At 60.8% G+C, this 9,994-nt stretch carries 10 protein-coding genes; all 10 read right to left on the bottom strand.

Annotated elements, in window-relative coordinates; all coding sequences use genetic code 11:
- Nucleotides 1-980, bottom strand: a 980-nt coding sequence (locus tag VJR29_06690) for an acyl-CoA desaturase (protein ID HKY63087.1), incomplete at its 3' end; no start/stop codon positions are given.
- Between the two features lie 63 nt (nucleotides 981-1,043).
- Entirely contained in the window at nucleotides 1,044-1,472 is a 429-nt protein-coding gene (locus VJR29_06685; protein HKY63086.1) for a hypothetical protein, read from the bottom strand.
- Nucleotides 1,473-1,546: 74 nt separating this feature from the next.
- Entirely contained in the window at nucleotides 1,547-2,485 is a 939-nt protein-coding gene (gene cysW / locus VJR29_06680) for a sulfate ABC transporter permease subunit CysW (protein HKY63085.1), read from the bottom strand.
- A gap of 13 nt (nucleotides 2,486-2,498) precedes the next feature.
- Nucleotides 2,499-3,329 (bottom strand): sulfate ABC transporter permease subunit CysT, encoded by an 831-nt coding sequence (gene cysT / locus VJR29_06675; GenBank protein ID HKY63084.1) that lies wholly within the window; start codon nucleotides 3,327-3,329, stop codon nucleotides 2,499-2,501.
- Nucleotides 3,330-3,337: 8 nt separating this feature from the next.
- Nucleotides 3,338-4,348: a sulfate ABC transporter substrate-binding protein gene (locus tag VJR29_06670; protein HKY63083.1), complete on the bottom strand. Its 1,011-nt coding sequence runs from the start codon at nucleotides 4,346-4,348 to the stop codon at nucleotides 3,338-3,340.
- 20 nt (nucleotides 4,349-4,368) lie between these two features.
- Nucleotides 4,369-5,385, bottom strand: coding sequence for a sulfate ABC transporter substrate-binding protein (locus VJR29_06665; GenBank protein HKY63082.1), 1,017 nt, complete (start codon nucleotides 5,383-5,385; stop codon nucleotides 4,369-4,371).
- An 18-nt stretch (nucleotides 5,386-5,403) separates the two neighbouring features.
- The gene (locus VJR29_06660) at nucleotides 5,404-6,792 is read right to left on the bottom strand and encodes a porin (GenBank protein ID HKY63081.1); all 1,389 of its coding nucleotides are present in this window, start codon (nucleotides 6,790-6,792) and stop codon (nucleotides 5,404-5,406) included.
- Nucleotides 6,793-6,902: 110 nt separating this feature from the next.
- Complete coding sequence (locus VJR29_06655) at nucleotides 6,903-7,085, bottom strand: YezD family protein (GenBank protein HKY63080.1); 183 nt, start codon at nucleotides 7,083-7,085, stop codon at nucleotides 6,903-6,905.
- Nucleotides 7,086-7,446: 361 nt separating this feature from the next.
- The gene (locus VJR29_06650; GenBank protein HKY63079.1) at nucleotides 7,447-9,009 is read right to left on the bottom strand and encodes a hypothetical protein; all 1,563 of its coding nucleotides are present in this window, start codon (nucleotides 9,007-9,009) and stop codon (nucleotides 7,447-7,449) included.
- A 2-nt stretch (nucleotides 9,010-9,011) separates the two neighbouring features.
- Nucleotides 9,012-9,994: hypothetical protein (locus VJR29_06645; GenBank protein ID HKY63078.1), on the bottom strand; the 983-nt coding region annotated here is incomplete at its 5' end.

Below are 9,994 nucleotides of genomic sequence, written 5' to 3'. Positions count from 1 at the left end.
GTCTGCTGGGCGGTGCTGGCCAGCGATTCGGCGGCTTGCTGGGTCGCTTCGACGATCCGTTCCTTGGTATGTTGGGCGGTGTTCGCAATGACTTCCAGGGCCTTGGCCGGCAGCTCCTTCAAAACCCCGATATCGAGAATGCCGTCTTTGACCAAGTTGCGCTTGAGTGCCGCCTCGGGCGGCTTGCGCAGATCCTGGGCCAGCCCAAGGACCTCCATCCCCTTCAAGATGTAATAAGTGATGTCGAGCTCCCACCAAAAGAAGCCTTGGTTGGCCGAGGCCTGAAAGTGGTGGTGGTTGTTGTGCCAGCCTTCGCCGAGCGTCAGGCAGGCGAGCAGGAAGGAGTTTCTCGAGGTGTCGGTGGTCACGTAGCGGCGGCGGCCGAAGACGTGGGCCAGCGAATTGATGAAGAAGGTGCTGTGCCAGAGCAGGATCGTCGAAAGGAAGAAACCGATCCAGAGCGCGCTCCAGCCACCGAACAGGAAAACCGTCGCGCCGAGGAGAATCGGCGGCAACGCCCAATACTTATCCAGAAAACGAAGCTCCGGATACTTGGCGAAATCCGGAATCAAGGAGTGATCCGGCACATGGTACTTCTTGCAGAGCATCCATCCGACATGGCTCCACCAAAAGCCCTTCTTCGGCGAATGGATGTCGGTGGGCAGGTCGGAGTAGCGATGATGGTGCCGATGCAAGCCCGACCACCACAGCACTCCTTTTTGTGAAGAGGTCATGGCGCCGAAGGCCATCAGGAATTGCATGACCCGGCCCAGCTTGTAGCTGCGATGGGCGAAATACCGATGATAGCCGGCGGTGATGAAAAACATCCGGCCCCAGAGCAAAGCCGCGCAGAGAATCCAATCCCCGAGGGTGGCTCCGGTCCAAAGCGCCAGCAACGGCATCAAGTGAGCGATGAAGAAAGGTGAAGAATGGAGCCACTGGATTTTTTCGTCCGCGGCCCGCGCAAATTGTGCCTTCACAACACCCCTGCTTTCTGCCCCTCGTTCATGAGTTTAACGAAGCAGGGTTACGATTTCACCTGCCTATTGTAAAGATGAAAACTTGTTCAAGAGCTCGGCGAAACCGACCATCGGAGCCAAAAAGCTAAGACTGGGATTCACGGCGAGGAAAGTTTTTAAACCTTCCAAAAGCGAAATATCCTGACCCGGCTTGAGCGCGTCGGCGACCGCCTTGGAAGCGGCCTTGGTCGCCGCTCGGCCGGCCTGAGCGGCCAAACCCCGGCCCGCTGGAGCCGCGGCTTTTCCCGCCTTGGCAGCGGCGCCCCCGCCTTGGAGCAGCGTGAGCACATCGAACATCACCACCACCGACGGCGGATAAGACGAAACCTCGAGACTGACTCCCTTCAGGGGAGTCGCAATCGCCTGCTTCGGCCAAAAATGAGCGCTGAGGCTGAACGGATCGGAAAAGGATGATTGTTTGGTATTGTTGGTTGAATTGAATGGCTCCGCCATAGGTCCCCCTAAAAGAAAGATAGAGAAACCCCGAGCCTAGCCTATTATCGTCCGGTGAGTTCCAAGGTTGCGGATCAAGCCGCCCGGTGGGCTCGCCACTCGACCAAGCCCTTGCCGGCCAGGGTCAGCAGGGCCAGCAGGGCCAGGAGCGAAGCCACCGCGAAGGCCGCCACCGTTTGATGCTCGTCGTAGAGGATCTGGACCTGCAGAGGCATGGTGTTGGTGAGGCCACGGATGTGACCGGAGACGACCGAAACCGCGCCGAATTCGCCCATTGCCCGGGCGTTGCAAAGAATCACCCCATAAAGCAGGCCCCATTTGATGTTGGGCAGGGTCACCTTCCAGAAAGTCCGCAGGCCGCCGGCGCCCAAGGTCATCGCCGCTTCTTCTTCCTCCCGGCCCTGGGCCTGCATGAGCGGAATCAGCTCCCGGGCCACGAAGGGAAAGGTCACGAAGATCGTCGCCAAGATGATGCCGATGGGATGGAAGATGATCTTGGGCTGGTTGTCGATCAGATAGACGATCCAGCCATAGCTCCAGTTTTGTTGAATGAAGAAGCTCAACAAGTGGCCGAACAGCCATTGATAGACCGGCCAAAAGAAGCCCTGGGCGCCGAAGAGCAGGACGAAGATCATGCCGGAGATGACCGGCGACACGCTGAAGGGCAGGTCGATCAGGGTGATGAGAAAATTCTTCCCCCGGAAATCGAACTTGGAGATCGCCCAGGCCGAAGCCAGTCCGAATATAATGTTGAGCGGCACCGCGACCCCGGCGGTGATCAGGGTCAGCCGGATCGCCGACATCGTCTCGGGCTCCCGGATCGAAGCCGCGAACAGCTTCCATCCCTCGGCGAAGGCCTTGGAAAAGACTTCGACCAAGGGCACGACCAGGAAAAAGCCCAGGAATAGAATGGCTAAAAGGATCAAGAGCCAACGCACCGGCGCCGACTCGGTGGTAGCCCGCGACGCCGCCCCGCCATCCCCTTTTCCCAAACGACTGATTACCGAAGCCATAGTGATCCCAGGTCTAGCGCGTCATCGCGGCCTGACTCTTCCAATTGACGAGGTTGATGAACAATAGAATGAGAAAGGAAACCGCCAGCATCACCACCGCCACCGCGGTGGCCTGAGCGTATTCGAATTGCTCGAGCTTGGTCATGATCAAGAGCGGCGTGATCTCGGTCTTGAAGGGCATGTTGCCCGAGATGAAAACGACCGAGCCGTATTCGCCCAGGGCCCGGGCGAAGGCCAAGGCGAAGCCGGTCAGCAAGGCCGGCTTGAGCTCGGGCAGGATCACCTTCCAAAAAGTCCGGAGCCGGCCGGCGCCCAGCGAGGCCGCGGCCTCTTCGTTCTCCGGCCGGAGCTCCTCCAGGATCGGCTGGACCGTCCGCACCACGAAGGGCAATCCGATGAAGGTCAAGGCGATGACGATGCCGAAGCGCGAATAGGCCCCCTGGATGCCAACCTTTTGCAGGTAATGCCCGATCCAGCCGTTCTCCGAGTAAAGGGCGGTCAAGGCGATGCCGGCCACCGCCGTCGGCAAGGCGAAAGGCAGGTCGACCAAGCCGTCGATCAGCCGCTTCAACGGAAAGCGGTACCGGACCAAGACCCAGGCGACCAAGAGGCCGAAGACGGTATTTAGGATGGCGGCGATCCCCGAGGCGGTCAAACTCAGCTTGAAGGCCGCCACGACCCGCGGCGACGTCACCGTGCTGGCGAAGGTCTCCCAGCTCAGGGTGGCGGTCTTCAAGAACAGCGTCGAAAGCGGAATCAGGACGATCACGCTGAGATAGAAGATCGTAAAGCCCAGGGTGAGCCCGAAACCGGGTAGAACGCGATGCTTTCGCTTGAATGCCATCGGTCGATTTATTTCGCCGCGGTCTGGTAGATCTGGTCGAAAAGTCCGCCGTCGGCGAAATGCTCCTTCTGGGCTTGCTTCCAGCTTCCGAAGACTTGGTCAACTGAGAAAAGACCGATCTTCGGAAATTGGGCCGAATACTTGGCCAGGACTTCGGCCGACCGAGGCCGGAGGTAATGTTTGGCGGCCAATTCCTGGCCGGCCGGGCTATAGAGGTATTCGAGATAGCCCTTGGCCAGGTTCAAAGTCCCATGTTTGTTGACGTACTTGTCGACCCAGGCCACCGGAGCCTCGGCTTCGACTGAGACCGAGGGAACCACCGGCTCGAAGGCTTCACCACCGGCGTCCTTCTTGATCAGCAGGACTTCCGATTCGAAGGTCAGCAGGACGTCGCCGATCCCGCGCTGGACGAAAGTCGTGCTGGCTCCCCTTCCACCGGTGTCCAGGACCGGAACGTTCTTGAAGAGCTTGCCGACGAAGTCCTTGGCCTTGGCCGGATCGTTGCCGTTGGTCTTCAAGGCATAGCCGTAGGCCGCCAAGTAGCTGTAGCGGCCGTTGCCCGAGGTTTTGGGATTGGGCACCACGACTGAGACACCCGGCTTCACCAGGTCATTCCAGTCCTTGATGGCCTTGGGATTGCCCTTCCGCACCAGGAAGACAATGGTCGAGGTGTAAGGCGCGCTGTTGTTGGGTAAGCGGGTCCGCCAATCGGTCGGAATCAGCTTGCCGATCTCGGCAATGGCGTCGACGTCGGTCTGCTGATTCATCGTCACCACGTCGGCTTCCAGGCCGTCGATGACCGAACGGGCCTGCTTGGTCGAGCCGCCATGGGACTGCTGGATAGTGACGTCCTCGCCGGCCTTCTGCTTCCAGAAGGTCGCGAAGTTGGCGTTGACGTCTTTGTAGAACTCCCGGGTCACGTCGTAAGAGACATTCAAGAGGCTGACCGCCGCCTGGGCCCCCGGAGCCGCCAAGAGGCTCAGCGCGGTGGCGCCGAGCAGGATTCGTTTCAGTTTCATAAAAATACCTCTTCTTTCGATCAGCTTCCGGGTTGATAGATTTGGTCGAAGGTTCCGCCATCGCCGAAATGAGCCGCTTGGGCCTTCTTCCAGCCGCCGAAAACTTCATCGATGGTGATCAGGTTGAGCTTGGGGAACTGGGCCGTGTATTTCGCCGCCACCGCCGCGAGGCGCGGGCGATAGTAATGCTTGGCCGCGATCTCCTGCCCCTCGGGAGTGTAGAGGTACTCCAGATAGGCCTGAGCCACCGCTCGGGTGCCGCGCTTATCGACGACCTTGTCGACCAGCGAGACCGGCGGTTCGGCCAGGATGCTGAGCGAAGGAACCACGATCTCGAACTTATCCTTGCCGATGTCCTTGGTCACCAGCAGAGCCTCGTTCTCCCAAGAGATGAAAACGTCGCCGATGCCCCGCTCGACGAAGGTCGTGGTCGAGCCGCGGGCGCCCGAGTCAAGGACCGGAACGTTCTTGTAGAGCTTGGCTACGAATTCCTTGGCGGTGGAGTCGCTGCCGCCCGGCTGCTTTAGGGCGTAGGCCCAGGCCGCCAAGTAATTCCAACGGGCGCCGCCCGAGGTCTTGGGGTTGGGGGTGATGACCGAGACGCCGGGCTTGGCCAAGTCGTTCCAGTCTTTGATCCCCTTGGGATTGCCCTTCCGCACCAGGAAGACGATGGTCGAGGTGTAGGGCGAGCTGTTGTTCGGCAAGCGGGTCTGCCAGTTGGCCGGCAGCAGCCGGCCCTTTTCGGCGATGGCGTCGATGTCGTAGGCCAGGGCCAGGGTGACCACGTCGGCCTCCAATCCGTCGATGACGGACCGGGCTTGCTTGCCCGATCCGCCATGGGATTGCTTGACGTCGACCGGCGCCGCCGGATTCTTGGCCTGCCAATATTTGGCGAAGGCCGCGTTATAGTCTTGGTAAAGCTCGCGGGTCGGATCGTAGGAAACATTGAGCAGGGAGACCGCCGAAGCGGTGCCGCTGAGTCCCAAGATCAGCGAGGCGCTAAGCAAGAGAGACTTGATTCGGTTCGATGTTTTCATGAAAATTCCTTCTTCAGCTTAGAAGTTCAGTTGGTAACGATTGAGAATCACATTTTCGGTCTTCTTATCGGTGCCGCCCTTGCCGCCGCCGTCGAAATGGGTCTGCTCGAAGTCGATGTAGAGCTTGGCGTTTTCGTTGATTATCCAGTTAAAGGCAACACCCCAGTTCTTGGCCTTGCGGGCCGACTTGTTGGGATCGGCAAAGAGCGGGAAGGCGTCTTGGTCGATCTTGGCTTCGTTGTAGCGGACGCCGAACTCGAAAGCACCGGTGCCGCCCTTCTTCCAGCCCAGCGGCTTGCGCGGCTTGATGTTGCCGAAGGAGTTGTCGGCCCCGATCACGTAGTTGGCCGCGATCTGCCAGGCTTGGTTCTGGATGGCGACCGGCGCGACGGCGCCGACCCCGTTCACCTTTTGGCTGCTGACGATGTATTCGCCTAAGAGGCCGAAGCCCTTGTAGTAATAATAACCTTGGGGCGAAACGCGCCAGCGCTCGCCGTCGGCGAAGACCACGTTGGTGCCGGGGGTATTGATGTAGCTGAACCAGGTCTGGCGGCCGGGAGTCTTGTAGGTTCCCAGCTGCGGATCGGTCAAAGTGCCGGTGCCTTGACCGACGCTGCCCGAGACGCCGATCCCCAACTTCTGCAAGGGCTCGATCGAAGTCTTCTTGAAGGGATGGGCGAAAACCCGGCCGGCGAAGTCCTTGGAGTTGTTGATGTCGAAGTCGGCGCTGCCGCCGTCAAAGACCCCGTTGAAGACGCCGGCTTGGTAGTTCAACACGCCATCGAGGATCTCGCCGTTCAGCATCACGCCGAGGTCGCGGTTGGGAGCCAATTCGGTCGGAAAGCCGCGCTCGACGAAGTGGAGGGCCGAGGCCGATTCGAGGCGCTCGAGACCGACCGGCTCCTTGAACTTGCCCAACTGAACCTTGAGCTCGGGGAAGATCGTGGTGTTGATCCAAGCGTCCTGGAGCACCACCTTGCCTTCGCCGAAATCGGGCATAATCCGGAAGTCCCAGCGCTTGGCGAAGCGTCCTTCGATATAGGGCCGGATCCGGCGGGCGATGAAGGTGTTGACCGCGCCCTGCCCGTCCCGGTCCAGGTAGAAACGGGCATCGGCCTGGATGAGGCCGCGAAAGCGGATCTCGTTGTTGCCGTCAGCCGAGCCGATCGAGATGCCGCCGCTGCTCGCCTTGATGACCGGCTTATCCTTGGCTTTCTCCTTCTCGGCTTCTTCCTTCAGCTCGAGGTTCCGCTCGAGGACTTTTTGTTTCTGCTCCAGCTCCTCGAGCCTTTGCTCGAGGAGGGCTTCGCGCGAGGGCGCGGAGCTCTTGGACTTGGCTTCGGCCGCGCCGAAACTCAGTCCGCTTAGAAAAATCGCAATCAATAAAATTCGCAAATGGGAACGCATGGGAATCATCTCCAATTTTCCATCAAGCTTCCGGCGGTCCGGTCAGGCGGAAATATTTTGTAAATGGGAATCTGCCACCCGTGGTCGGAAAGGCCGGAAGCGCTCGATGGTCAATTGAATCGGACCTTCTCCTTGCGCTCGATTTGGACGACTTTGGAATCGTGAACGACGATCTCGACCGAGCCGTAGGCCAGGCCTTCGATGGCCCGGAGAATTTCCCGCTCGACCTGAGCCGGAAGCTCCGGTTTGGAGCCGATTGAAGAATGGGGGTTTCTTTCGGACGGGGAACTCATAAATTTCCTTTCGTATGCCGGCCAAGGCATCGAGCTCGCGATGAAGCGGGCTTGGGTTAACGTTTAGCTTTGGTTTGGGATTATTCGGTTAGGCCGGCGCCCGAGGGATGGGCTTTGAGAGAGGCTTACGAAAGGTTGGATTCGCTCCTCCCGCACGACGCCGGCTCGATACACATGGCACAACAACAGGCCATGCTGCCGACGGTGGGGAGAGAAATTTGAGCGAAACCTTGATACATCTTTGCTCTGCTTAAAGTAGCCGGTTTTTTCTGTCAAGCCGAGAAATTCGGCCGGCGCTCACGGCTATGATTCATCTTCGCCATAAAACCCCCGATAGTTGCGGCTTTTTCGCTCCTTGAGCTCAGACCCAGAAAGATTCCTGGTCCTGACGAGCCCGCTGGCGGATGCCGGGAAATTCGTTCTGGATCAGGATCGGATAACGCAACATCGCGGCACCTTGAAACTTTTCGGCCCGCTCGAGCCGCCGGGCCAAATGGAGCAAGCCTTCCCAAAAAAGCTCGGGATCGCATTCACGGGAGAGCGAAAGTAACTCGCGGAGGCCGTTCTCGCCGAGACTGGCGGCGAGCTCCTCGCGGCGGCCGGGCGATATCCTCTCCAAGGCCCTTCCCAGCCGCGGGCCGATCCGGTTGATTTCCTCCTGCAGCGGCCCTTCGGACCCGCCATCCAAGATTCTGGCGACCAAGGGCACGGCCCAATGGTGATCGCAGGGCCCAGGCCGCAAATTCCAACGCTTCCGCTCGGCATCGCCGTGCCGCGCCTCGAACTCCTCCCAACTCAAGGCCAAGGGCACCGCCGGCCGAGTCTGGGCGTAGACCGCGACGCCAAGCAAGAGCGCCGCTGTCAGGCCCCAATGAAGCCGCGAGGCCAGGCGGGCTTCGGCCGCGAGCGAGCCGCTCGCGAGGAGCCTTGTCTCCGCGACCGCAGCCGTTGCCAGGAAGCGCGGGAACAAGACCCCACGGGCATAGCCGTAAATCGCCAAAGAGCCGAAGTCCTCGGCCAGCCAACGGCCAGGGAATCGCAGACCAACGGCGTCGGCGCCGGCGGCCAAGCCGCCGTGAATCAGGGCCAACGGCAGCGCCTCGGCGACGGCCCCACTCAAGCGAGCCGGCGCCAAACCGCCGAGACCTTGGCGAAAAACCGAGGCGAGAGCATAGGCCGCCCCGTTCTGGGCGGCATGGCGAAGCGGCCCTTCGTCGAGGTAGTGGGAAAGTCCCCAGGCCGCTCCATAAGTGGCCGCCAGCTCAAGGCCGAAGCCGATGGCGCTGAAACGCGGTCGCCGCAGGGTTTGGCGCAGAAACCCTTCGTCGACGTGGGGATAATGGCGACGCAAAAAGGCCGAGGCTTCGACGCTACCTTCACGCTGGAGGCTGGCCCGGGCTTCCCGGTAATGCTCCCGCGAAAATTGGACCGTATGCGCTCGCCCGATCTCGAGGGTGGAGAGCGAACGGCCGTAAAGCTTCAACTCCTCGAGATGCTGGACCTCAGCATTTCGCCCCCGCACCACCAGCCGGGTGATTTCGCGGTTGGTGGTGAGGATCGAGGGCTGATAACGACGAAACCAAGTGACGATAATTTCTTTCCGGCTCCGGCCGAGCGAGGCGCCTACCGAAAAGGGCTTCCATCCGAGGATGACCTCGCCGTGAATCGCGGTCGGCATTCCGCTGAAATCGTTCAGGGTCATTCGCGTCGCCAAGCGGCCGATCGGCGGCAAACCGACGCTCCAAACCATCTGGCGGGCCACGGCTCCGTCGGGCCTCGTCAACTGGGTGAGCTCGACCCGGGCATGGCCGTACATCATCAGGCGAAGGAGCTCACCGGCGCCGGGCGGCGGGGCTTCGTCCTCCTGGCCGGAATGAAAGCCAAGACGGGGTAAAAGGCGCGAGCCTATCGAGGGAGCCGTCATGATTAATTTCCCGAAAAGGGAACCTCGCCCTGAAAATTGGTCGCCATTCCGAGGAAGCCCATGTGGGTCGACAGGTCTCGACCGGGAGCTCCGCCGTCCTCGCCGTAAGCTCCGCGGTAGCCCAGCGAGAAAGTCAGGCCCTGGACCGGCGAATAGCCGACGCTGAATTCGGTATGAGTCTCGGTCGCGGCCACCGCCGGCGTCACCGCGGCGTCCCGGGCCGAAGCCCGCCCCAGAAAGGAAACCACGCCGCGAAATCGCCAATCGCCGGGATGAAAATCGGCCAGCAAGGTTCCGACGTGGCGCTCGTCGGTGGCCTCCAGCTCAAGCGTGTTGTGCGAAGAGCCGTAACGGTGGGCGAAGCCGGCTCCGCCGGTGAAGATGCCGTAATCGAAAGTCGCGGCGAAGCCTTCGCCGTGGGTGATCCCCGGATCGGGAATCGGGCCGGTCTCGGGTTGAGGATTGGAGCGGAGGCTGGCGTAGCCGGTCAAGGTCAGGCGCGGCGCTTCCCGCCCCTCGGCAAAGGCCAGGGTGATCAGCCCTTGGGCCATGCCCAGGGCCGTTCCATCGGCGCCGTTCAGCCCGCCGAGACTGAAGAGGAGCTGACGCACCGGCTCTTCCGGTCGCCGGCGATCGTAACGAAACTCACCGCCGAGCCAATCCAGTGGAATCGTCACGTTGGCGTAGTTGACCTGGGCGCTGTAGGAATGGGCGATCAGCAGTTGCTGGTATTCGGGCTGATCGTAACGATGCCGTCCGAAACGGATCTGGAAATCGCGGGCGAAACGAAAGCCGGTGCTGAAACCGTGGATTCCGATGTTGAAACGAAGCGGGTCCTCGGAGCTGCCCGGCCGGTAAACGTAGGCCGAAACCGGCGCCTCGTCGGAGAGGGCGCCGACCGGCTGGGTGAAGAAATAGTTGGCTTGGATCGGCGTCTGGCCATTGAAGGCGATGCCGGACTCGCCGCGGAAATCCAAAAACCAAG

Source organism: bacterium (assembly GCA_035281585.1).
Lineage (GTDB): Bacteria > UBA10199 > UBA10199 > DSSB01 > DSSB01 > DATEDP01.
Note: the sequence above shows the minus strand (reverse complement) of the source record. Positions and strands in the feature narration are given on the sequence as shown.